At 59.4% G+C, this 22,139-nt stretch carries 29 protein-coding genes and 1 tRNA gene; 28 read left to right on the top strand and 2 right to left on the bottom strand.

The window, feature by feature from the left end:
- Position 1: 1 nt before the first annotated feature.
- From ABTV87_RS10225 to ABTV87_RS10345, 25 genes are all read left to right on the top strand, one after another.
- Entirely contained in the window at positions 2-1,216 is a 1,215-nt protein-coding gene (locus ABTV87_RS10225; RefSeq protein ID WP_433899403.1) for a phage portal protein, read from the top strand.
- Positions 1,203-1,844, top strand: a complete 642-nt coding sequence (locus ABTV87_RS10230; RefSeq protein WP_433899404.1) for an HK97 family phage prohead protease — start codon at positions 1,203-1,205, stop codon at positions 1,842-1,844. Before ABTV87_RS10225 ends, ABTV87_RS10230 begins: the two co-directional genes overlap by 14 nt.
- The gene (locus tag ABTV87_RS10235; RefSeq protein WP_433899405.1) at positions 1,841-3,043 is read left to right on the top strand and encodes a phage major capsid protein; all 1,203 of its coding nucleotides are present in this window, start codon (positions 1,841-1,843) and stop codon (positions 3,041-3,043) included. The genes ABTV87_RS10230 and ABTV87_RS10235 overlap by 4 nt, the downstream gene beginning before the upstream one ends.
- A 57-nt stretch (positions 3,044-3,100) precedes the next feature.
- Positions 3,101-3,319, top strand: coding sequence for a hypothetical protein (locus ABTV87_RS10240; protein WP_433899406.1), 219 nt, complete (start codon positions 3,101-3,103; stop codon positions 3,317-3,319).
- Positions 3,320-3,619 (top strand): head-tail connector protein, encoded by a 300-nt coding sequence (locus ABTV87_RS10245; protein ID WP_433899407.1) that lies wholly within the window; start codon positions 3,320-3,322, stop codon positions 3,617-3,619.
- Positions 3,619-3,960 carry a phage head closure protein gene (locus tag ABTV87_RS10250; RefSeq protein ID WP_433899408.1) on the top strand — a complete coding sequence of 114 codons (342 nt, stop codon included), beginning with the start codon at positions 3,619-3,621 and terminating at the stop codon, positions 3,958-3,960. The genes ABTV87_RS10245 and ABTV87_RS10250 overlap by 1 nt, the downstream gene beginning before the upstream one ends.
- On the top strand, positions 3,953-4,396 hold the full coding sequence (locus ABTV87_RS10255; RefSeq protein ID WP_433899409.1) for an HK97-gp10 family putative phage morphogenesis protein: 444 nt from the start codon (positions 3,953-3,955) through the stop codon (positions 4,394-4,396). Before ABTV87_RS10250 ends, ABTV87_RS10255 begins: the two co-directional genes overlap by 8 nt.
- A complete protein-coding gene (locus ABTV87_RS10260) occupies positions 4,396-4,761 on the top strand; it encodes a DUF3168 domain-containing protein (protein ID WP_433899410.1) in 366 nt (121 codons plus the stop codon). Before ABTV87_RS10255 ends, ABTV87_RS10260 begins: the two co-directional genes overlap by 1 nt.
- Positions 4,762-4,845: 84 nt before the next feature.
- Complete coding sequence (locus ABTV87_RS10265; protein ID WP_433899411.1) at positions 4,846-5,586, top strand: phage tail tube protein; 741 nt, start codon at positions 4,846-4,848, stop codon at positions 5,584-5,586.
- Positions 5,587-5,595: 9 nt separating this feature from the next.
- A complete protein-coding gene (locus ABTV87_RS10270) occupies positions 5,596-6,036 on the top strand; it encodes a phage tail assembly chaperone family protein, TAC (protein WP_433899412.1) in 441 nt (146 codons plus the stop codon).
- 23 nt (positions 6,037-6,059) lie between these two features.
- Positions 6,060-6,263, top strand: a complete 204-nt coding sequence (locus tag ABTV87_RS10275) for a phage tail assembly protein T (RefSeq protein ID WP_433899413.1) — start codon at positions 6,060-6,062, stop codon at positions 6,261-6,263.
- A gap of 3 nt (positions 6,264-6,266) precedes the next feature.
- Positions 6,267-9,158 carry a phage tail tape measure protein gene (locus tag ABTV87_RS10280; RefSeq protein ID WP_433899414.1) on the top strand — a complete coding sequence of 964 codons (2,892 nt, stop codon included), beginning with the start codon at positions 6,267-6,269 and terminating at the stop codon, positions 9,156-9,158.
- A complete protein-coding gene (locus ABTV87_RS10285; protein WP_433899415.1) occupies positions 9,148-9,486 on the top strand; it encodes a phage tail protein in 339 nt (112 codons plus the stop codon). Before ABTV87_RS10280 ends, ABTV87_RS10285 begins: the two co-directional genes overlap by 11 nt.
- 9 nt (positions 9,487-9,495) lie before the next feature.
- Complete coding sequence (locus ABTV87_RS10290; protein ID WP_433899416.1) at positions 9,496-10,245, top strand: phage minor tail protein L; 750 nt, start codon at positions 9,496-9,498, stop codon at positions 10,243-10,245.
- Between the two features lies 1 nt (position 10,246).
- Complete coding sequence (locus tag ABTV87_RS10295) at positions 10,247-11,002, top strand: C40 family peptidase (protein ID WP_433899417.1); 756 nt, start codon at positions 10,247-10,249, stop codon at positions 11,000-11,002.
- A 32-nt stretch (positions 11,003-11,034) separates the two neighbouring features.
- Positions 11,035-11,379: a hypothetical protein gene (locus ABTV87_RS10300; RefSeq protein ID WP_433899418.1), complete on the top strand. Its 345-nt coding sequence runs from the start codon at positions 11,035-11,037 to the stop codon at positions 11,377-11,379.
- Between the two features lie 57 nt (positions 11,380-11,436).
- On the top strand, positions 11,437-12,030 hold the full coding sequence (locus tag ABTV87_RS10305; RefSeq protein WP_433899419.1) for a tail assembly protein: 594 nt from the start codon (positions 11,437-11,439) through the stop codon (positions 12,028-12,030).
- A 53-nt stretch (positions 12,031-12,083) separates the two neighbouring features.
- The gene (locus ABTV87_RS10310; RefSeq protein WP_433899420.1) at positions 12,084-12,287 is read left to right on the top strand and encodes a hypothetical protein; all 204 of its coding nucleotides are present in this window, start codon (positions 12,084-12,086) and stop codon (positions 12,285-12,287) included.
- Positions 12,288-12,346: 59 nt separating this feature from the next.
- The gene (locus tag ABTV87_RS10315) at positions 12,347-15,910 is read left to right on the top strand and encodes a phage tail protein (protein WP_433899421.1); all 3,564 of its coding nucleotides are present in this window, start codon (positions 12,347-12,349) and stop codon (positions 15,908-15,910) included.
- A gap of 15 nt (positions 15,911-15,925) precedes the next feature.
- Positions 15,926-16,237: a hypothetical protein gene (locus tag ABTV87_RS10320; protein ID WP_433899422.1), complete on the top strand. Its 312-nt coding sequence runs from the start codon at positions 15,926-15,928 to the stop codon at positions 16,235-16,237.
- Positions 16,237-16,920 (top strand): hypothetical protein, encoded by a 684-nt coding sequence (locus ABTV87_RS10325; protein ID WP_433899423.1) that lies wholly within the window; start codon positions 16,237-16,239, stop codon positions 16,918-16,920. Before ABTV87_RS10320 ends, ABTV87_RS10325 begins: the two co-directional genes overlap by 1 nt.
- Positions 16,921-16,941: 21 nt before the next feature.
- Positions 16,942-18,204 carry a hypothetical protein gene (locus tag ABTV87_RS10330; RefSeq protein ID WP_433899424.1) on the top strand — a complete coding sequence of 421 codons (1,263 nt, stop codon included), beginning with the start codon at positions 16,942-16,944 and terminating at the stop codon, positions 18,202-18,204.
- A gap of 5 nt (positions 18,205-18,209) precedes the next feature.
- Positions 18,210-18,545, top strand: a complete 336-nt coding sequence (locus ABTV87_RS10335; RefSeq protein WP_433899425.1) for a hypothetical protein — start codon at positions 18,210-18,212, stop codon at positions 18,543-18,545.
- A 51-nt stretch (positions 18,546-18,596) separates the two neighbouring features.
- Positions 18,597-19,022: a cell wall hydrolase gene (locus ABTV87_RS10340; RefSeq protein ID WP_433899426.1), complete on the top strand. Its 426-nt coding sequence runs from the start codon at positions 18,597-18,599 to the stop codon at positions 19,020-19,022.
- On the top strand, positions 19,022-19,534 hold the full coding sequence (locus ABTV87_RS10345) for a lysis system i-spanin subunit Rz (RefSeq protein ID WP_433899427.1): 513 nt from the start codon (positions 19,022-19,024) through the stop codon (positions 19,532-19,534). Before ABTV87_RS10340 ends, ABTV87_RS10345 begins: the two co-directional genes overlap by 1 nt.
- Here the strand turns inward: ABTV87_RS10345 and ABTV87_RS10350 are convergent.
- Entirely contained in the window at positions 19,531-19,875 is a 345-nt protein-coding gene (locus ABTV87_RS10350; protein WP_433899428.1) for a hypothetical protein, read from the bottom strand. The two genes, ABTV87_RS10345 and ABTV87_RS10350, sit on opposite strands and share 4 nt — an antisense overlap.
- A gap of 168 nt (positions 19,876-20,043) precedes the next feature.
- Between ABTV87_RS10350 and ABTV87_RS10355 the strand changes: the two genes are divergently transcribed.
- The 3 genes from ABTV87_RS10355 (at position 20,044) to ABTV87_RS10365 (ending at position 21,569) form a co-directional block, all read left to right on the top strand.
- Positions 20,044-20,170, top strand: a tRNA-Ser gene (locus ABTV87_RS10355).
- 197 nt (positions 20,171-20,367) lie between these two features.
- The gene (locus ABTV87_RS10360) at positions 20,368-20,766 is read left to right on the top strand and encodes a GNAT family N-acetyltransferase (RefSeq protein ID WP_433899429.1); all 399 of its coding nucleotides are present in this window, start codon (positions 20,368-20,370) and stop codon (positions 20,764-20,766) included.
- A 347-nt stretch (positions 20,767-21,113) separates the two neighbouring features.
- The gene (locus tag ABTV87_RS10365; protein ID WP_127797493.1) at positions 21,114-21,569 is read left to right on the top strand and encodes a DUF2214 family protein; all 456 of its coding nucleotides are present in this window, start codon (positions 21,114-21,116) and stop codon (positions 21,567-21,569) included.
- 207 nt (positions 21,570-21,776) lie between these two features.
- On the opposite strand, the gene csrA is transcribed toward ABTV87_RS10365, so the two are convergent.
- Positions 21,777-21,971 carry a carbon storage regulator CsrA gene (gene csrA, locus ABTV87_RS10370; RefSeq protein ID WP_003179932.1) on the bottom strand — a complete coding sequence of 65 codons (195 nt, stop codon included), beginning with the start codon at positions 21,969-21,971 and terminating at the stop codon, positions 21,777-21,779.
- Positions 21,972-22,139: the final 168 nt, after the last annotated feature.

Below are 22,139 nucleotides of genomic sequence, written 5' to 3' on the forward strand. Positions count from 1 at the left end.
CATGGCATTCAAATGGTACAACCCCGCGACTTGGGGCTTCTTCGGCTATACCGATCCGGTGACGGGCGACTATGTCGAGGTCGATCTTGAGGTCGGGGGCAAGCGCACCAAGTCGGGTGTAAAGGTCACCACGAAAACGGCGCTGTCGATCAGCATGGTCTGGTCATGCGTCAAGATCCTCTCCGAATCGCTTAGCGGCCTGCCGCTCAAGCTGTATGAGGACAAGCAGGGAGGGCGATCGCTTGTCGACAGCAATGATCGGATGCTCAAGCTGCTGAGAAAGCCAAATCCCTACATGACCATGCTGAACTTTCTGAAGTTCGTGGTCGTAAATATGGCACTGCGCGGCAATGCGTTCGCCTTGATCGAGCGCAACAGGAACGGAGACCCGATTGGCTTGGTGCCGCTGGATGGTCGGACCGTCAAGATCGACACTGAAGACGACCTCATCTACTGGGTGACTCCAAGCGATGGAGACCCTTACCCGGTGTCTCCTGAGCACATGCTCCACTTCAAGCTGTTTAGCCTGGACGGAATCATCGGCCTTTCTCCTATTGAGCACCAGGCTGAAACCATGGGCCTGGCCAAGGCTGGCCAGCAATGGTCGGCGCGGTTCATGCGCAAGGGTGGTTTCACTGGCGGCTACGTGATTTATGAGCAATTCCTGACCAAGGCCCAGCAGGCCCAGGTGATGGAGAAGTTTCCCGATGTGCGTAAGGCCGACGTCGACGACATTGGAAAAATGGCCATCCTGCAGGGCAACCCAAAAATCGTTCCAGCGGGTATCAGCCAGAAGGATGCCCAGTTCATCGAGTCTCAGCAGTTCCAGGAAGAGTCAATAGCCGGCATCTACGGGGTGCCGCTATGGCTGGCCAACCGCGCCGGCAAAACTTCAATCATGGGCTCGAACCTGGAGCAGCAGCTCACCGGGTTCATTACTTTCGGACTCAAACCCTACGTCGACGCGGTGGAGGACGAGTTCAACGACAAGCTCTACCGGGTCAAATCGCGCTTCTCTGAGTTCACCGTCGAGGGTCTGCTGCGTGCTGATAGTGCTGGCCGCGCTACGTACTACGGCAGCGCGCTTGGAGGTTCAGGCGGATCTGGATGGATGACCATCAACGAAGTCCGCGTAAAGGAAAACCTGCCTCCCCTGGAAGGCGCCGAATACAACCGGGTCACCCGGTGGGAGATGGAGAAGAATGTCAAATCTTGAAGTTCCGTTTGAGCTCAAGTCCGTTGACGAAGCCGGTAACTTCGAGGGCTACGCGGCGGTTTTCAACAACGTAGACCTGGGCGATGACGTGATCTTGCCGGGTGCGTTCACCCGGGTTAAGGCGACTCGCGGCGGCAAGCTCAAACTCGCCCTCTATCACGACCTGACTCGACTGGTTGGCGCAGCCGACTACAAACAGGACGATCACGGTCTTCTGCTTAAAGGGCGGGTCAACCTCAACGTCAGCTACGCCCGCGATGCGTACGAACTGATGAAAGCAGAAATCCTCGACAGCATGTCGATCGGTTTCAACACAATCAAGGCAGATTTCGAGGACCGCGCCGGCCGGCGTGTTCGCCTCATCAAGGAGGCCGAACTCTGGGAGGCCTCCTTCGTCCCGTTCGGCATGAACCCCGAGGCCCAAGTCCTCAGCGTGAAGTCGGACATCAGGCTTTTCGAAAAGGCCCTGCGCGAACGCGTGGGGCTCTCGCAGAAGGAAGCGGCGGCGGTCGCTTCGCTCGGCTATACCGCGCTCCGCCGTGATGGCGGGAGCGAGGCCACGGCGATCGTGGATGAGCTGAAAGACATTTCCACACTGTTCACCCATCATTTCGGAGTATCGCCATGAGCGAAGTTAAAGACATCAAGGATTCCCTCGAGCTGCAACTGAAAAACGGTTTCGGCGAGCTGCAGAAGAAGTACGACGCCGCGATGGACGAGGTCCAGAAAGGCAACCAGGTCACTGGTGACCTGAAGAAGAAAATCGAAGACCAGAAGGGCGAGTTGCAAAAGGTCATCGATCAGGTTCAAGACCTGGAGCAGAAGGGCGTCAAGCTGCGTGGCGTTCCGGGCGAAGGCAAGTCCTTCATCGACATGATCAAGGGTGACGACGCTTACAAGGCTCTCACCCAAAAATCGGCGAACCGAGCCGAGATCGAAGTCACCAAATCCGACCTGGCAAGCATGAAGGAAGTGAAGGTCACCAGCGCCGGTATCGTCGCGCCGATCTACGACCCTGTCATTCAGCCGGGCATTCGTCAGGAGCTGCGCATTCGTGATCTGCTCACCGCGATCCCGGTCACTGGACAGCAGTACACCTACTTCCGAGAACTGCTGCACACTCGCGGCGCAGCTCCGGTGGCAGAGGGCGGTACCAAGCCAACCAGCAATGTGACCTTCGAAGCCGCCACCGATCGCGTGAAAAAAATTGCGGTGTGGATGCCGGTCACCGAAGAAGCGTTGGACGATGTCCCGCAAATGCAGGGCTACATCCAGGAGCTGCTGCGCTACGACCTGAAGCTGGAAGAAGAAAACCAGATCCTGAAGGGTGATGGCACTGGCGAGAACCTGAATGGTTTGATGACCCAAGCTACCATCTACGACGCCGCCCTGACCAAGGCCGGCGATACCTCGATCGACATCGTGCGTCGTGGCATCTACCAGGTGCGCAAACAGTCCAAGCTGTCGGCCGATGGCGTCGTGATGAGCGAGCTGGACTGGATGAACATCGAACTGCAGAAAGACGGTGAAAACCGCTATCTGTTCGCCAACCTGCAAGGCTTGGTGACCCCAGTTCTGTGGGGGCGTCCGGTCATCACCTCCGACAGCATGGATGAAGGCGATGCCGACACCGGCGGTGAGTTCCTGATCGCCAACTTTGCCCGTGCTGCCATTCTGTTCGACCGCATGACCTACCTGTTCAAGATGGGCCTGATCAACGACATGTTCATCAAGAACCAGATCGCTCTTCTTGCTGAAGAGCGTCTGGGGTTGGGCGTTCGCCGCAAGGAAGCACTGGTCAAGGGCCAGTTCCCCATCGCGCCGTAATTCAAAATCACCCTTCAAGGCCGGCCATTTGCCGGCCTTTTTGCTTTTGGAGGCAACATGAAAATCAAAGCTCTGTGGGGTTTTGTAGGTAACGCCGAACTACTGGGCGCCGGATCGCCGCAGGTGAAAAGTGGGCAGGAGTTCGAAGACGTCGATGATGAGTACGCCCACGTGCTGCTCGGCAAAGGCTTGGCCGTTGAGCTCGATACCAACGGAAAGCCGAAAGTTGCGAAACCAAAAGAAAGTAAGCCGGCAGCGCCAAAAGAGGCCAAGTAAATGCTCGACATGACCACCGTGAAGTTGCATCTGCGAGTCGACAGCGACGAAGAAGACGCGTTGATCGGTGGCTACCTCGAAGCAGCCAAGGCGCACGTAGAACAGCACTGCGACCGGAAGCTGGTGGAAACAGATCCGACTGAACCTGACGAAATGGGACTCACCCGGGACGTTGAGCAGGCAATTTTGCTGATGGTTGGGCACTGGTACGCGAACCGCGAAGCGGTGGTAGTAGGCGGTGCGGCTTCTGCCGTCCCTCTCGCAGTCGAACGGCTGCTTTGGTACAGGAAGCGCTTCTAATGCAGGCCGGTAAACTCAAGCATCGGGTACAAATCCAGCACAAGGTTACGAGCCAAGACCCGCAAACCGGTGAGCAGTTGACTGATCAATGGGTCGAGTTCGCCAAAGTTTGGGCCTCGGTTGAGGATTTGAGCGCGCGTGACTTCATCGCCGCCCAGGCCGGCCAGTCCGAGGCGAAAAGCCGGGTAGTCATTCGCCGTCGCGAAGGCATTACCGCTGCAATGCGTGTTGTGCTGGATGACGGCACCATTTGCGGAATCGTCGGGCCTCCACTGGCTGACGCTAACTCTCGCAAGGAGTATCTGACGCTTCTGGTGACCTCGGGGGTGAGTGATGGTTGATTGGGTCACGTATAGCCTCAAAGGAGCTGACGATCTGTCCGCCAAGTTCAAAGGATTGACCGAGGAAATGCGCCGCAAGGTGGTGTTGCCGGCGGCCAAGGACGCAATGGACATCGTTCTGCTCGATGCGAAGGACCGCGCCGCGCGGATCGACGACCCAGAAACCTCGAACTTCATTCCAGCCAACCTGGCCATGATCGAGCGCAAAGCGATCGGCGAGGAAGTCGGCGCCGTGGTCATTTCCGTGGGCGTGCGCATGCGCAAGCGCGGGCAGAAGGGCGGCAACACGTTTTACTGGTGGTGGGTTGAACTGGGCACCGAGAAGAACCGGGCAAAACCGTTTCTCCGACCGGCCCTGGCCAACAACCGCGAGGCGCTTTTCAAGGAATTCCTCAGCTCGGCGAAGTACCAGCTGATCAAGTTGGGGGTGAACTGATGACTGCACCCATTTTCACAGTTTGCGCAGCCTCGCCGCCGGTCACTGCACTGCTCGGCACCAACCCGACGCGGCTTTACCCGCACGGCGAGGCGCCGGAAGGCACAGCCAAGCCATACGCGGTCTGGCAAGTCGTCAGTGGATCGCCGATCAACTACGTCAACGGCGTGCCGGATACGGATCGCTACGGCCTGCAGGTGGACGTGTACGCCGATACGGCGTCAGCCGCCGCTTCTGTTGTGATGGCGATGCGCAACGCGATCGCGCAGCACGCGTACATCACCGGTTTTGGCGTCGACGCCAAGGACAAGGACACGCACAACTACCGCAAAGGCTTCGACGTCGCCTGGCTTGTGAGCCAGTAGGCGGAACCTGAAAGAACGACCCACTTCGGTGGGTTTTTTTATGCCCGCTCACAAGTGATTTCGAAGGAAATCGGGGAGTTTAAATTGACCATCAAGACCCAAGGCACGGACCTCTATGCCATTGACCCAGCCAACAACACCCTGTTGGTGGTTGGCTGCTTCACCTCCCTGGACGGGATCGACACCAGCATTGCGCAGATCGAAACGACCTGCATGAACTCCAGTGCACGGGAGTATGAGGCCGGTCTGGCTGAGCCAGGATCTGCGTCGTTCGGCCTGAACATCGACCCGCAGTCGCCGGCGCACGTTCGCCTGCACCAACTGAAGACCGCCGGCACCAAGCTGCTGTGGGCGATCGGCTGGTCTGACGGCCGAGTGCTGAACAGCAACGGCGAATTGGTGGGCATTCCACCAACCATCAGCCAGCCAGGCTCGGTGACGGCGCTGGCGGTCACCAATCCAGGCAGCGGCTACACCACGGCCCCTACTGTCGGACTGACTGGCGGTGGCGGTACCGGCGCGACCGCTACCGCAACTGTTTCTGGCGGCGAGGTCACCGGGCTGACCATCACCAACCCTGGCAGCGGTTACACCTCGACTCCGACCGTGGCGTTCACTGGCGGCGCTGGCACCGGTGCTGCGGCAAGCGCGGTGATCGATGCCGGTGTCGACTTTAACCTGCCGACGACCCGCACCTGGATCACCTTCGAGGGGTACATGAACAGCTTCCCGTTCAGCTTCGCGCTGAACGACGTTGTGAAGTCCACCGTCGGCATCCAGGTGTCCGGCGATCCGGTGTTCGTCCCGAAAGTCATCACTCCATAAGGAAGCCCCATGGATCTGAGTATCGCAGCGCTGGCCGCCGCCGGCGCTTTCGCCGCCCCGTCGGTGAAAAAAGACATTCAGTGGCACTCCGGCGGCCAGTTGCAAAAAGCCACGGTGTACGTCGCCCATGAGTCGTTCATATCCGTGACCCGGCGCTGGGACGCTGAAAACAAGGGAGCAGACGTCGCCGCACAGCAGATTGCGTCCTGCATCCTCGACAAGGACGACAATCCGGTATTCACCGTCGCCGATATTGTGGGCGGTGCAGAGACTGGCCACGGACCACTGTGTGCGCAGCTGACCATTGTGCTGCTCGCTGCGATCGGCGAGGTCAATAAGGTGCCGGAGGGAACCCTCGAAAAAAAATCGAGCCCGAGGAAGAGTTCTGGCACGAGCTCGTCCTCGCGGGGATCGGCGGCCGCACAATCGCGGAAGCCAAGCAAAAACTGACCTATGTCGAAGCTCTGGACTGGATGCGTTACGCCAAACAGACCGGTTCTTTGAACATGGGGCTGCGCATTGAGCATGGTTTCGCAATGCTCGCCACGATCCTGAATAACCTGCACGGCGGCAAAGCCAACTTCGATGATTTCCTGCCGAAACGCGGCGAGGTCGTCGAAGAGACGGAGGCGTCAGCGCAGGATCTGTTCAGGCTATTGCAGTCGGTCAAGAGGTGATTTATGGCGGTTGATTCACTTGGCCAACTGACGGTCGATCTGGTGGCCAACACCGGCGGCTTTGAGAAGGGTATGGACCGTGCCCAGCGTGCGCTGAAGTCGGCCACCAAGGAAGCGGCCTATCAGGCTGGCCAGCTCGACAAGCTGGTCGGCCAGATTGACCCGGTGATCGGGGCCTATGGCCGCCTCGACAAAATGGAAGAACAGCTGCGCAAGCATCGCGCGGCTGGTCGACTCGACAATGCCGACTTCACCCTGTACCTCAACAAGCTGAAGGAACAGCGCGACGCGGTCGAGAAGGTAGACCGGGTGATGGCCAAGAACGGCCAGACCGCCAAGCAGTACGCAAACAACCTGCGCGGCGTGCCGGCTCAGTTCACCGACATCGCCGTTTCGTTGCAGGCCGGTCAGAATCCTTTGACGGTGTTCCTCCAGCAGGGTGGCCAACTCAAGGACATGTTCGGCGGCGTGGTGCCGGCGGCAAAAGCCCTCGGCGGCTACGTGCTGGGTCTGGTGAACCCGTTCACGGTCGCGGCGGCTGCGGCGGCAGTGCTGGCCCTGGCTTACAAGCAGGGTTCCGACGAAGCCACCGCGTTCAATACCTCGCTGGCGATGACGGGCAATACGGCCGGCACCACCGCGAACGGTTTGGCGTCGATGGCGCGTCAGGTTTCGGGTGTGAGTGGCACGGTCGGCAAGGCGTCCGAGGTACTGGCGCAGCTGGCGGCGACTACCCGGATTCCGGTAGCGGCTTTCGAGTCCATCGCCGAGGCCGCCATCAAGTTCGAATCGGCGACCGGGATTGCGGCCAGTAAAACGGTCGAGAACTTCGAGAAGATCGCCAAGGACCCGGTCGCGGAGATTCTGAAACTCAACGAGTCGATGAACTTCCTGACGGCGACCACGTACGAAAACATCAAGTCGTTGCAGGAGCAGGGTAGGACTCAGGAAGCGGCCGCGCTGGCGACCGCAACCTATGAGGACGGTCTGAATCGGACATCCACGTCCATCAAGCAGAATCTCGGCTACCTCGAGGCGAGCTGGGGAGCGGTCAAGAGCGCCGCCAAGGGTGCGTGGGATGCGGCGCTGAACGTTGGCCGCGAGGAAACTCTCGACCAGCAGATCGCCAAGCTCGACGAGCAACTGAACGCTATCGCCGAGAACGCGGCCTCGCGCAACAAGCGCAACGCCAGAGGAAAGCCGGCGGATCCGTTCGGCAATCTGACACCCGATGACAGCTTTCGCACGGAAGCGCTCGAGCGGGAGAAAACCGAAAAGCTGCTGCTCAAGGCCGAGCAGGATCGTCGGGCCGCCGCCAAAGGGTACGCCCAGCAGCAACAGCAGGCGGCGCTGGATGACCAGCTCAAGCTGGACAAACTCCGCAAGGAAACCGAGAGCAATTCGGTAAAGCGTGAGCGTGAACTGGCTGATTACCGGTTGCTGGTGGAGCGTCGAGTTACCCAGGCCAAAGCCAAAGGTGACAACTCGCTGCTGATCTCTGCGGATCAGCAGGCGAAAGACATCGCCGCCATCAACGAGAAATACAAGGATCCGAAGGCCGCCAAGACGCCGAAGTACCAGGAAAACGCCGGTATCAAGGCGCTGGATCAGGCGAAACAGCAATACGCCGTGCTTCAGCAGCAGAGCGCACTGATCGGCGACCAGTCGGCAGCGAGCCAGACCCTTGGCACGAACGCGAAAAAACTGGTCGAGTGGGAGCAGCAGCTTGCCGACATCAAGGGCAAGAAAACCCTCACTGCTGAGCAGCAGTCGCTGCTGGCCAATCAGGAACTGATCACCGCACAGCTCAAGCGAAACGCCGCCCTCGAAACCGAGAACACGCTGCGTGAGAAAGGGCTGGAAACCCGGCGCAAGCTGGCGGCGTTCGATGAGAACCTGAAAAGCCAGCTGTCCAGTGCGCAGCAGGGCCTCGACAACAACCTGGCCGGGATCGGCCTGGGCGACGAGCAGCGTAAGCGCTTGCAGGAGCAGCGCGCCATTCAGCAGTCGTATCAGTCGCAACTCGACAAGCTGACCTCCGACTACAACAAGAGCAACAAAGACCAGTTCAGCACCGAGCTCTACGACAAGGAAACTCAGTCCTTGCGGTCGGCTCTCGACCAGCGCCTCGCCATGCAGGCGAAGTACTACGAGGACGAAGACGCGGCGCGCAGCGACTGGCAGTTGGGCGCCTCATCCGCGTTCGACAACTACCTCAATCAGGCCCGGGATGTTGCGGGTCAGGCGAAGTCGGCGTTCACGTCGCTGTATGACGGGTTGACCGACGCCGCAGTCGATTGGGCGTTCGGCGCTGATCAGAGCTTTGGCGATGTCGCCAAGAGCTTTGCTCGCATGATCGCGAAAATGGCCCTTCAATCGGCCGCCTCGAATGTGTTTTCCAGCATTGCCGGTAGCGCGATTGGTGCCGCATTCAGCAGTGGTGGAGGTGCGGCTGCTTCGGCTGGCAGCACGACCGCCGGCTATTCGGCTGATGTTCTGTCGAACTGGCAGGGCTTCGACGACGGTGGCTATACCGGACCTGGCGGCAAATACGAACCGGCCGGCATCGTGCACGGCGGAGAGGTTGTTATCCGCAAGGAAGTGGTCGATCAGCCGGGGATGAAGGAATACCTGACGCGGCTGAACAAGCGCGGCTATGCGGACGGTGGTTATGTCGGCCTGTCTGGCGGTTCATCTTCAGCACCGGCTGCGCCTGGGCAGATCGTCATTCAGCAGTCCTTCCAAATTCAGAGCGAGGGTGGCGGCACTTCGCAGCAGGACTCCCAGGCATTGGGGCAAGCCTATGCCGATGTGGCAAGGCGCGGTGCCCAGCAGGAAATCGCCAAAGAAACCCAGCCCGGCGGGCAAATCTGGAGGCTTGTAAATGGCCGTTGAAACGTTCAGTTGGTGCCCGTTCGTATCGGCCACCAGTACGCCCGAGTACCGAACCCGATCATCAAAGTTCGGCAACGGTTACGAGCAGGTGGTCGGGGACGGCCCAAATAATCGGCAAGACGCCTGGCCGCTTACCTTCGTCGTGAAGGAGGCGGTCGCGCTTCAGATCAAGGATTTTCTTGATCGGCACGCCGGTCACAAGTCGTTCTTCTGGACGCCGCCGCTCGGGGATCTGTCGTTCTACCGGGCTTCTGCTCCAGCGGTCACGTCGCTCGGTGCTGGGATGTACTCCCTCGCCACAACATTCACGCAATCGTTTCTTCCATAAGGGGCAATCATGCCGCTGATCAGTGACATCCAGGTGCTTGAGCCTGGCAGCGAAGTGCTGCTCTTTGAATTGGACGGCACGGACTACGGCGCGGATGTTCTGCGTTTCCACGGGCATTCAATCCCGTACACGGCGGCTGAGTTGATCGCCGCCGGCGCCAATGCCGATCAGCTCCCCGCGAAGGCGATCTACTGGCAGGACAACGAGTACGGCGCCTGGCCAATGCAGATCGACGGCATCGAGGCGAACGGGGACGGTACGGCCGTTCGGCCCACGCTGTCGGTTGGCAACGTCAACGGCCGCATCACGGCGCTCTGCCTGGCGTTCGAGGATCTGCTTGAGTTCAAGCTGACGATGCGCCACACGCTGGGCACGTACCTGGACGCGGCGAACTTCCCGGCCGGTAACCCAACGGCAGATCCGACCCAGGAGACGATCGAGGTCTGGTACATCGACCAGAAAACGAACGAGGACGGGGAGAATGTCAGTTGGGAGTTGGCCAGCCCGGGCGACGTCGGTAACGAGTCCATCGGCCGGCAGGCTACGACGCTGTGCCACTGGTGCCTCACCGGCGGATACCGTGGGCCGAACTGTGGATACACCGGCCCGTACGTGACCAAGGACGGCGTCGTCACCGATAACCCGGAACTGGACGAATGCGACGCCACCCTGGGCAAAGGTTGCATCCCACGCTTCGGCGAGGGTAACCCGCTGCCCTTCGGTGGCTTCCCGGCCGTTTCGCTGATCGCACGGAGCTGACATGCGCAAACACATTCTCAACGCGATCCAGTCGCACGCGGCGGCCGAGTATCCGAAAGAGTGCTGCGGGCTGCTGCTGGCGGTGGGCCGCAAACAGCAGTATTACCAGTGCCGCAACGTCTCGACCGAGCCGAACGAGGAATTCCGAATCGACCCGGAGGAGTACGCGGCTGCCGAGGACATCGGCGATGTGATCGGCGTGGTGCATTCGCATCCGGACGCCACCAGCCGCCCGTCACCGCGCGACCTGGCCATGTGCGAGGCGACCGCGCTGCCGTGGCACATTCTGAGCTGGCCCGAGGGCGACCTGCGTACCGTCATGCCTACCGGCGAGGTGCCGCTGCTCAAGCGTCCATTTGTACATGGAGCCTGGGACTGCTGGCAGGTCTGCGCCGACTGGTACAAACGCGAGTGGGGGTTGGAATTCGAAGCCTTCAAACGCGCCGAGGGCTGGTGGGAGAGCAAGGACAACACCAGCCTTTACGAAGCGAACTACGAAGCCGCCGGCTTCTACCGGGTCGACCAGCCGCAGCGCGGCGACATGATCGTGATGGAAGTGGGGCGGACGGTTTACCCGAACCACGCCGGGATCTTCCTCGGCGCCGATCCGGCACTCCCCGGCGAGGATGCCGCGACGTTCGGTCCCGGCCCGTTCTTGCTGCACCACCTGTACGGCAGGCCATCTGAGGTTATCGTTTTCGGTGGCCCGTGGCTTGATCGCACGCGCCTGGTGCTGCGCCACAAGGACGCGCAGTGATATGGTGGGTCATTTCCACAGGAGTGACCTGCATGAAATTGATCGTAGGAGCGATGGCGTTAGCGCTATTGGCGGGGTGTTCATCGCCGGGCGATATCAAAAAGAACGATCCAACCATTACTGCTTCGACGAATAAGTCGGCGAAAAAGTACGCTCTTTGCGTCTTCCCTCGTTGGCAGGATCAGCGTTCAACTTCCACTATGTCCGAAACAGAGAACGGTTATCGCCTTGTAGTGGCCACCGACATGATGACTGATGAGGTGCTTGAAGTGACAAGCACCGGCGCCGGCAGCAAGGTCTCTCTGTATCAGCGTATGCCATGGTCGAAGATGTGGGGGCGCGGCGAGATTGAGGCTGCTGTACGCGAATGTCTGTGACAAATTCAAATCTATAGAACCGCCAGTTGGCGGTTTTTTTTCGTCAGGAGAAAGCCCGTGGCGGCAACAGCAAGCTTGAATTCTATGACAACTATTTTGTTGTCCGGGCCTTTGGCAAAGAGTTTCGGGCGGGTGCATTACCGAGAGCTGGAAAGCAAGTCCGTTGGTGAAGCGTTCAAGGCCTTGAAGTGCACAATCGATGGGTTTGAAGACGCGATCAGAAATCTAGACCGCCGGGGCATGCGATTCGCTATCTTCCGAAATCGACAGAATGTCGGTGAGAAAGACTTTGCCTTGGGCGGCACACAAGAAATCCGCATTGTCCCGGTCATCTCTGGCAGCAAGCGTGCTGGTGTTCTTCAAACCATTATCGGGGTAGTGCTGATCGCTGCCTCATTTTTTGCGGGTGGTGCTGGACCAAGTCTGTTTTCAGCTGGTGTTGGTTTGACTATCGGCGGTGTGGTGCAACTTCTGAGCCCTCAAGCGAATGGCCTGAAACAGAGCGCCTCCCCCGAGAACGCCCCGTCCTACGCCTTCGGCAGCGCCAAGAACACCACGGCCAGCGGCAACCCGGTCCCGATCTGCATCGGCGATCGCCGGTGGGGCGGGATGATCATTTCGGCCTCTATCCTGGCTGAAGACAAAGCGTAATTTACCCGGCCGTACACTAGGATATGCTCAGGAAAATTTTCGGAGGTAATCAAATGGCTTACGGCGTGCGACTTGTTACGGCAGACGGCGAGGAACTTCAGATGCCTGGCTGGTCGTTGAACTTGGAAACCATTCCTCCTTGCGTGTTTAAGGGCAGTCGAAAAATAGACCTGCCGTGGAAGGGCCTTGAGGTAAAGGTCAGCAACGAGGAGCTCGCTGAGATCCGCCGGCAATTTGAGATTGCCGAATCCCCATAAAAGTATCAGATACACGAGAACCCGCCATCGAGCGGGTTTTTTTATGCCTGGAGGAAAGCATGGGCGCAGCGGAACAGATAGAAATCCACGGCGAGAAGGGCGGCAGCAGCAAGCCGAAGTCGCCGGTCGAAGCCAGCGACAGCCTGCGCTCGACCAACCTGGCCAAGCTGCTGATCGCCGTGGGTGAGGGCGAGTTTGACGGCGTACCGACTGAATACGACATCTACCTGGACAACACGCCGATTCGTGATGCCAGCGGCAATTACAACTTCCCGGGTGTGAAGTGGGACTGGCGCCCGGGTTCGGTGAACCAGTCGTACATCCCGGGCATTCCAGCCGTTGAAAACGAGACGTCGCTGAACGTCGAGCTGCGCAGTGATGCACCGTGGGTGCGCTCGATCACCAACACCCAACTGTCAGCCGTGCGGATGCGTCTGGCCTGGCCGGCGCTGCAGCGGGCAGACGACCAGGGCAATGTCGGCGGCTACCGGATCGAATACGCCATCGACGTGGCCACCGACGGCGGCGCCTACCAGCAGGTGCTGGTGGACGCGGTCGACGGCAAGACCACCACGCGCTACGAGCGCTCGCGTCGCATCGATCTGCCGGACGCCACCACCGGCTGGCAGATCCGCGTGCGCCGCCTGACGCCTAACCAGAACAGCAACAAGATCGCCGACACCATGCTGGTGGCCGGTTACACCGAGGTGATCGACGCCAAGCTGCGCTACCCGAATACCGCGCTGCTCTACATCGAGTTCGATGCTGAGCAGTTCACCAACATTCCGGCCGTGACCGTGAAGTGCAAGGCCCGGCGCTGGATGGTGCCGAGCAACTATGACCCGATCCTGCGCACCTACACCGGAACGTGGGACGGCTCGATGAAGTCGGCCTGGACCAACAACCCGGCGTGGATCACCTACGGCATCTGCACGAACGAAATGTTCGGTCTGGGCAAGCGCATCAAGCCATTTATGGTCGACAAGTGGGAGCTGTACCGGATTGCCCAGTACTGCGACCAGATGGTGCCGAACGGGCTGGGCGGATTGGAGCCTCGCTTCCTGTGTGACATGAACTTGCAGGGTAAGGCCGATGCCTGGTCGTTGCTGCGCGACATCTCCGCGATTTACCGGGGCATGACGTACTGGGCGCAGGGGCAGTTGGTGATGCAGGCCGACATGCCGCGCGCGCAGGACTTCGACTACGTCTTCACCCGGGCCAACGTCATCGACGGGAAGTTCTCGTACGGCAGCGCGTCGGCGAAAACTCGGTACACGCGAGCGCTGGTCAGCTACGACAACCCGGCGAACAACTACGACACTGACGTCATTCCGTTTGCCGACCTCGAGCTGCAGCGTCGCTACGGCGATCGGCCGACCGAGCTAAGCGCGATTGGCTGCACCCGCGCGTCCGAGGCCCAGCGCCGGGGCAAGTGGGCGATCCTCAGCAACAACCAAGACCGCACCGTGTCGTTCAAGACAGGCATGGAAGGCGTGATCCCGTTGCCAGGTCACATCATCCCGGTGGCGGACTCGCTGCTGGCTGGGCGGGAGGTTGGTGGACGGATCTCGACGGCGTCCGGCCGCGTGGTGACGCTCGACCGTGACACCCTGGCCAAGGCCGGTGATCGGTTGATCATCAACCTGCCAGGCGGTCGTGCCGAAGGCCGGACCGTGCAAAGCGTAAACGGCCGCGCCGTGACGGTCACCACGAACTACAGCGAGCCGCCGATCGCGCAGCTGCAATGGGCACTGGATGCCAACGACCTGGCGATTCCGCTGTACCGCGTGTTGCGCACTAAGCGCACCACCGAGGGCGACTTTGAAATCAGCGCGCTCCAGTACGACCCGAGCAAGTTCGCCTACATCGACACCGGTGCCCGCCTGGAGGAGCGGCCAATCAGCGTAATCCCGATCACGGTGGTTCCGGCTCCGGCTAGCGTGACACTGGTATCGACCTCGTCGGTCGTTCAAGGCCTGGCGGTAGCCACCATGACCATCAGTTGGCCAGCCGTTCCGGGCGCTGTCGGCTATGACGTGGAATGGCGCAAGGACAGTGGCAACTGGATCAAGCTCCAGCGCACCGGCATGACCAACGTGGACGTGGTCGGGATTTACGCCGGTGCCTACGTGGCCCGTGTCCGAGCGGTCAGCGCGTTCGATATCACATCGATCTGGCGCAACTCGATCCTGACCAACCTCAGTGGCAAGCAGGGTCTGCCGCCGGCGCTCAGTTACCTGACGGCGACGCCGCTGCTGTTCGGGATCTACTTGAAATGGGGTTTCCCTGCCGGCGCCGAGGATAGCCAAAGGACGGAAATCTGGTACAGCCAGACCACAGACCTTGAGGCCGCGACAAAACTGACCGACCTGGCGTACCCACAGAGCGATTTTTCCATGCTCGGCCTGCGCGCTGGCGTGACGTTCTACTTCTGGGGGCGGATCGTCGACAAGATCGGCAACATCGGGCCGTGGTATCCGATTGGCATCGGCGTGCAAGGCCAGTCGAGCTCTGACGCGGCGGCGATTCTGGAAATGATCGCCGGCGAAATCGGTCGCACCGAACTGGGTCCGGACATCCTTGACGAAATCGACAAGATCCCGGGGTTGCAGGCGCAGATCGATGCGCTGGATGCGCTCAAGGGTTACGACCCGCAGGAGACCTACGAGGAATATGACCAGGTCGTGGTGGGCAAGCGGATCTATCAGGCGATCGGCACTGTGCCGCTCGACACACCACCGCCGAACCCGACGTACTGGCTTGATGTCGGGCAAACCGTGCAGACGGCGAACGGGCTTGCTCAGCAGGTCGCTACCAATACTTCCGACATCACCGAGCTCGACGGCGTGGTCACGGCGCAGGCGACTTCGTTTCAGGCGCTGCGCGCGTCCTACCGCGATGACAGTGGCGAGGGTGACGCGCAGGATGCTCTGCGCGGGTGGAATGCTACGACCAGCTTTGCCGAAGAGGTGAAGGTCCGGGCCACGCAAAACAGTGCCCTGACCCAGCGCGTGACCACGCTCGATGCCGAAGTGGGTGAAAACGCCGCAAACCTCACCGAGCTGGAACAAACGGTCGCCACCAATGAAGAAGCCACCGCCACCAAAATCACGCAGTTGACCGCAACGGTTGGCGACAACACCTCAGCCATTCAGGAAACGGCCGAGGCATTCGCGGATCTGGACGGCAACCTCAAGACGATGTGGTCGGTGAAGATGTCGGTCACTGCGAATGGGCAGTACGTTGCGGCCGGCATCGGTTTGGGCATCGAGAACGTGAACGGTGTTTTCCAGAGCCAGTTCCTGGTGGCTGCTGATCGGTTCGCCATCGTCAACACGATTGCCGGCGGCGCGATCTCGGTTCCGTTCGCTGTGCAAGGGGGACAGGTGTTCATGAATTCGGCGTTCATCGCTGACGGCACGATCACCAACGCCAAGATCGGCAGCTACATCAGCTCGACCAACTACATCGCCGGCGTGCAAGGCTGGATTCTCAATAAAGACGGAACGCTGGAGATCAACGGCATCGTGCCCGGCCAGGGCCGGCTGGTGATCAACTCGCTGAACGTCTCGGTCTACGACGCCAATAACGTGCTGCGTGTCCGTCTCGGCTACTTGGGGTGAACTATGGCTCATGGAATGAGGGTCTGGGGCGCGGATGGCGCGCTCCAGGTCGATGAGAATTCTTTCACCATCAGGGTGTTGTTCTCGACGCTCGTTACCTTTGCTCTTGGGGCGAACAAAGGGAATCAGGATTTCTCGGTTCCCGGCGTTAGTCCGAGCAACGGAACGGCAATCGTGGTTCCCATCGGCGCATACACCGACTCGCAAATGCAATTTGAAACCGAAGTCCTCGACGGCTTGGTGCGCGTGTACAACCACACGCGCACCTACGCAGCGAGCTTCACGTCGGCCGGCACCATGCGCTTAATCGTAATGAGGTGGGGTTGATGGCTTCTTTTGGACTCCAATACACCAACAACACCAACACAGTGGTCATCGATTCCGAGTTCGCCAGGCTGATGGTGATTTCCACTGGACGTTTCGCGCCGACGGAAGAGGGCGGGCTTGGGTCGACAACCTATTTCGTCCGGCCCGTGACGTCTCAGGAACCGCCGCTGGTCTTTGTTCGGCCCGATACCGTCGGTGGGGTTGCCGGCCTGTGCCGGATGCGCCTGATCGGATCGGCGGGTAACTGGGTTGGGTTTTATGTCCGGGCGTACGACGCCAACACCGCGCAGCCGAACGGGCGCTACTTCGTTGCAGCGTTCGCGGCGCAGCCAGTCGCGCAGTACGGCATGCGGCTTTGGGACGGCGCGGGGCAGCTGTTGTTCGATTCTGGAACACCGAACGCAACATTCACGCGAGCATTCCAAAACTGGTCATACGTGAAGTCGGATATGACCGCGCAAGGCCTGTACCGAAACTATTACTCGGTGCCGTTCAACTTTCCACAAAACGAATACCTGCTGATCAACAACTTTGGAATGGCAATGACCGCAGGTAGTGCTGTTCCTCGTGATCTGAGTTGCTGGTGGGACTTTCCCAACGCCACGCTATACGCGGTTACGGTGGCTGTTTCGAATCCTTTTGCATTCTTCCTGCCTGCAGTCTTCGCAAAAATTGCCGCTTAACCCTTAAACAAGGAAATATCCATGTCCTGGTACAAATCGGGAACGGTTTCTGTCGCCCAAAATTCCAATGCGGTACTCGGCGTCGGCACGGCCTTCATCGCGAATGGTCGAGTCGGTGATGCGTGGATCGGTCCAGACAGTGGGCTGTATGAGGTCACCAACATTGCGAGCGATACCGCGCTATCGATTTCGCCGCCGTACAAAGGTGTCGCCGTCACCGAAGGCAATTACGCCTTGGCGCCGATGCAGGGTTACTTGAAAGATACCGCTGACGCGCTCCGACAGGCTTCTCTTGAGGTTGGCGGGGCGCTTGATGGGCTGGAAGAAAGCGTGCAGTCGGCATCTGAATCGGCCGCTGCTGCGCTTGGATACAAAAATTCTGCGGGGCAGTCGGCCACGGCGGCCGGGCAATCCGAACAGGCCGCGCTTGGTTACAAAAATTCGGCAGGGACGTCCGCAACAAATGCCGGGCAATCTGAGCAGGCCGCGCTTGGATACAAAAATTCGGCGGGGACTTCCGCAACAAATGCCGGGCAATCTGAGCAGGCTGCGCTGGGTTACAAAGATGCTGCGGCAAACTCTGCAATCAGTGCCGCTGCTTCTGCCGCGACGGCGGCCTCATTGGGCGTCGGCCGGGGCTACATCGACGGGCTGACACTCAGCTGGGTTTCTGCGACGTCAATCAGCGTCGGAGCGGGCAGCGCTTACATTCCCTCGGTGAGCAAGGTTGTCAGTTATGCAGGCGGTACGTTCACCCCATCGGGCGCCGCCAATAGCTTCATTCACATCTACCTGACTGCTGCCGGAGATATCGAGCAGGCCGCCACGGTGCCGTTGCGCTACTACAACCAGGCACACCAGAAAACTGGCGACAACTCACGCCGTTACATTGGCTCCCTGCTGGTGGGTGCGGCGAACAACGTTTACAAGTTTCACCATCACCCGCTCGATTCATCGATGAGCTACACGTTCGGCAACCCATCGATTGCACCATTCCGAATTCTCAACGGGGTAACGGGGATCGGCAGCGTCAGCGCCTCGGCGAGCTGCCCACCGACTGCCCACACCCTGATTGGCTCTTTCCAGACAAACGCAGGCGGGATCGCGCAGTTCACACCGTCCGACGCACTTACCTCTGTAAGCACTGGCTGGCAGGTTTTTGTGTCCGCCGGCACGGTTCAGACCGGGAACTGCCGAATCGCCGATGACCGGACGATTTCCTATTACACCTCTTCGTCAAACCTGGCCTACATCTACACGCTTGGCTACTACTTCGACAGGTAACGAAAATGCCATATGCAATTACAGCCACCGGCTGGAGAGCGATCAACCCGGACATGGAATTGATGGAGGGGGAGACATTCGCCGACGAGATCCCACAGTGGCTTGCTGATGCAAGCGCTGCGGCGGATGCCCAGCGCGAAGGCGCGCGCATCGAGGATGGATGGCGAGCTGCCGAGATTTTGGAGATCAACGATCAGTTGATGGCTCTGGAGGAGGGCGCTGAGGTTCTTCCTGGTACGCGTGAACAGTGGCTGGCCTATCGAACTCGGGTCAGGAACTGGAAGGAAGGGGCCGAGGGATTTCCTGAGCCAGCCAACAGACCGTGGCGACCAGTCGCTTAAACCACCCTGTAACCCGCCATTGAGCGGGTATTTTTTTGTCTGGAGAACTGTATGCCTGTTACTGAAAAAGACCGAGATGTCCTTGCGCGCACTCTGTGGGGTGAGGCCCGCGGTGAGAGCTTGGCTGGCCAGATCGCCGTGGCCTGGACAATTCGCAACCGGGTAAACGATGGCAAGGACAATTCGTGGTGGGGCGAAGGGTACGCCGGCGTTTGCCAGAAGCCGTACCAGTTCAGCTGCTGGAACAAGAACGACCCGAACTTCCCATTCTTGAGCGGTGCACGACAGATCCCTTTCCGCGAGCTGGCGCAGTGCCGGATCGCGGCTGATCAGGTGGTCGATGGGAAAGTACCGGATCCCACAGGCGGCGCCACGCACTACTACGCGCTCAGCATGAAGACTCCGCCAGCCTGGGCGGCGAAGGCAAAGCAGACCCTGAGGTTGGGCGGACACGTGTTCTTCCGGGACGTGCCGTGATGGTCGTTCCGTGGAAGATGGTCGGCGCAGTGCTGCTGGTGCTGGTTGGCGCGGCCGGGTCCTGGCAGTTCCAGGACTGGCGCTACGGCAAGCAGCTGGCGGATCAGGCCCGACTGCATACCGAATCCCTGAATCAACTGACCCTGACGGCCGCCACCGCGCAACAGGCCGAACAGGACAAGCGTCTGGCCCTGGAGCAACGGCTCACGGCCAGCGAACAGACCCATTACCGAGCACTGAACGATGCCCAACGTGATCAGGATCGCCTGCGCGATCGTCTTGCCACTGCTGATCTGCGCCTGTCAGTCCTCATCGACGCAGGCGACGCTGCCCAAGGCCGTGGTGTGCCAGCCGCCTCCGGTACCGGCGGCGTGGATCATGCAGCCGTACGCGCCCGACTTGACCCGGCGCATGCTCGACGAATTATCGCCATCACCGACGAAGGTGACCGGGGATTGATTGCTTTGCAGGCGTGCCAGGCCTACGTCAGGGCTTTGTTTCCCAGCCGCTAGATGCTTGTCTTCGTCTGGGGCGTCAGCCCTTCAAGCATTCCGCGAAGGGTGGCCGCTTCCTTCTTGTGCGCGGTTGCCGACGTGCGAAGGCTGGACATTTCTCGGCGGAGCAATGCCGTCTCTGCCGCTTTTTCACGCAGTGTCGCCATATACCCGTCCCGCTGCTTGACGGCTTCGGCGTGCATCTCGACCAGCTTGAATATCCGTTCCCGCTCTTCGCGGAGCTGACGGTTCAGTTCCTCGAATTCATTTTCGTAGAGCGCGAGCTGATGCCGGCAGGTTTCGAGCGGCGTCGGGCAGCCGAGCCAGTCATCGGTTTCTTCTATATAGAGGGGATCCACGGTAGCGCCTTGCTGTGTACTGTTTGGATATACAGTAATCGAGGCGCGGACGGTCGGCGAGGGTGAGGCGACGAGCTGTAGGATTTGGGGTTGGTAACTTTCGGCAGAACGCCGTAGGAGTGCAAAGCACTGTAGGAAAATACAGCGCTAAGTTGTTGATTCTTATAGGGGGTAATGGTGGTTTTTTACCCTGCTATTTTGTGTTGGTTTCCCTTTTATATCAGTATCTTACGTTGATTCCGAAGTCACCTTGACATGGTGGGGGTCGTTGGTTCGAGTCCAATCGCGCCTACCAAACAAAATCCGCTCTGCTGGGCGGTCTGGAAGGGCTCACCGAAAGGTGGGCCCTTTTTTGTTGTCTGCGATTTCAGAACCTTTGCAAAATTTCGGTTTGGTCGACCGCAGCTACACTTCGGCACATTTGCAGGGGTGTATTCATGAGTCGCCAATTCAGGCGCGCCGGTCCAGGCGATATCGAAAGCCTGTTGAAGATTGATCCTGTCGCTGAAAAAGATAGCTGCCGTCGAGTACATCACGAGGGCCGTCAGGGCAGAGGCGTGCTGGGTTGTCTGCGAGGCGGACGATCCTGGCGCTCCCCTCGGCTACGGATGTCTGGATCGAAGCTTTTTTGGAGAGTGGTTCATACCTCTCGTGGTCGTTTCCAGTGCGAACAGGCGTTCCGGCGTGGGGCGGCAGATCGTGGGCGGTCTGGAGCAGCATGCCGGTGCAGAAAAGATCTTCACGTCGACCAATACGTCCAACTCGCCGATGCGACAGCTGCTGACCAATCTTGGATATCAGCACAGCGGCATGGTGGAGAACCTTGATTCGGGGGATCCTGAGCTCATTTTTGTAAAATTCTTGAGCCAGGCGCGTATTGATCGTGATTGATTTTGATCCATTCGTCGCCGACCGTCGCGAGCGACCTTTTAAATAGTGTGGATATTTAAGGGGTTACGGATTTTATTAACCATCCGGTTATCAAAAATACGTTGTTACATACTGGAAAAATCAGTAATATCCGCCCCGCGTTCACCACCACGGTTTATGCATTTTTAAATCCCAAGCTTCCATCAGCTGCTTGGGATTTTTTTTGCCCGCGATTTGCCTCTCCCGCACCTTTGCCCATTCTCTCGTCTCGCCCGCTTCTGTTTTACGGGAAGGGTGGCAGGCAACCCCACATTTTTTCGACTACTACTGTTTGGCTGATTTCAACTCTGCCGGACAGGAGTTCATCGATGCTGGTTCATTGGTTTCTTGCAGCGATTCATTTACTGGCGTTTGCCTTGGGCTTCTGGGCGGTGTTGACGCGCGGAACGGCCTTCAGCCGTCTGGCGTCCGGCTCCGGTGAGGTCGGGCGCGTATTGCTTGCCGACAATCTTTGGGGGCTTTCGGCGCTGGTCTTGCTCATCACCGGCGGCATGCGCGCCTTCGGAGGCTATGAGAAGGGAACCGACTATTACCTGCATCAGCCACTGTTTCATCTGAAGATGACGCTGTTTGTGTTGATTCTGCTTCTGGAGCTCGTGCCGATGATCACCCTGATCAAGTGGCGCATGGCCAAGGCGCGTGGCGCTGCTCCTGATACAGGACGTGCGAAGGTATTCGCGCGGATCAGTCATGCCGAAGCGCTGCTGTTGATATTGATGGTCGTGGCGGCCACCGGGATGGCGCGTGGCGTTACATTCGGCTAGGCGGGCGAGATTCCCGGCCGCTATTCGGAAACGTCCGACAGCCAGCCCGTTGAATGACGGTTAGTATCGGTTGCGAGAAGGGTTGAGGCAGGAAGGGGCGTGGCACGCGCCGTCACCAGGGAGGTGGGGGAATGGCAATACGGCGCTTGAATCTTTAGCCAGTCATTGCGCGCAGGCAAACGAACTGGCTACTGACTGCGATAGGGCTCAGGGCGTTTGTGGCTTGTCCGGTGCGGTCAGGCCAGCCTGGATGCGCTGGTAGATTTCTTCACGATGCACTGCAACGTTCTTCGGAGCATTGATGCCGATTCGAACTTGCTGGCCGCTGACGCCGAGAATGGTGATCGTGATGTCATCACCAATGTTTATGCTTTCACCGACTTTGCGGGTGAGTATCAGCATGGTCTTCTCCTTGATTGCTTTGTAGGGCACCTGATTCAGACAGTGCAGAGGTCGGTGGTACGTATAGATTAGTGCGAAGTCTTACAGTTTGGGTGCCTCTTTCTGACGCGCAGCAGCGGCATTAATTCCCAGCGCGTAACTATACAGGGGCCGTCGGCATCAATCTCG

It is taken from the genome of Pseudomonas sp. PSE1(2024) (genome assembly GCF_050990555.1).
GTDB lineage: Bacteria > Pseudomonadota > Gammaproteobacteria > Pseudomonadales > Pseudomonadaceae > Aquipseudomonas > Aquipseudomonas aphyarum.